The following is a 360-nucleotide window of genomic DNA, read 5'->3' as shown; positions in this document are numbered from 1 at the left end:
GTGACGCGCCCAGCTCTGAGCCTCAAGACGATCCTGAATGTAATAAGCGTTCATGGCTGAACTCCTGAAATAGCTGTGAAAATATCGCCCGCGAAATGCCGGGCTGATTAGGAAAACATGAAAGGGGGTTAGTGAATGCTTTTGCTTGATCTCAGTTTCAGTATTAATATCCATTTTTTATAAGCGTCGACGGCTTCACGAAACATCTTTTCATCGCCAATAAAAGTGGCGATAGTGAATTTAGTCTGGATAGCCATAAGTGTTTGATCCATTCTTTGGGACTCCTGGCTGATTAAGTATGTCGATAAGGCGTTTCCATCCGTCACGTAATTTACGGGTGATTCGTTCAAGTAAAGATTC

Annotated in this window: 3 protein-coding genes; all 3 read right to left on the bottom strand. The window is 43.1% G+C overall.

Annotated features, from left to right (window positions below; genetic code table 11):
* Positions 1-54, bottom strand: a 54-nt coding sequence (locus FN960_RS23295) for a host-nuclease inhibitor Gam family protein (RefSeq protein WP_238136405.1), incomplete at its 3' end; no start/stop codon positions are given.
* A 74-nt stretch (positions 55-128) separates the two neighbouring features.
* A complete protein-coding gene (gene kil / locus FN960_RS20995; RefSeq protein ID WP_001007579.1) occupies positions 129-257 on the bottom strand; it encodes a host cell division inhibitory peptide Kil in 129 nt (42 codons plus the stop codon).
* A partial coding sequence (locus FN960_RS20990; RefSeq protein WP_053894151.1) for a protease FtsH-inhibitory lysogeny factor CIII occupies positions 241-360 on the bottom strand: 120 nt, incomplete at its 5' end. The genes kil and FN960_RS20990, both read right to left, overlap by 17 nt.

Origin of the sequence: Alkalicoccobacillus porphyridii (genome assembly GCF_007293315.1) — a bacterium.
Taxonomy (GTDB): domain Bacteria; phylum Bacillota; class Bacilli; order Bacillales; family Bacillaceae_D; genus Alkalicoccobacillus; species Alkalicoccobacillus porphyridii.
Note: the sequence above shows the minus strand (reverse complement) of the source record. Positions and strands in the feature narration are given on the sequence as shown.

Bases quoted from the DNA above. Each gene is read 5' to 3' on its own strand.
- kil (WP_001007579.1), bottom strand. From the start codon at position 257: ATGGCTATCCAGACTAAATTCACTATCGCCACTTTTATTGGCGATGAA.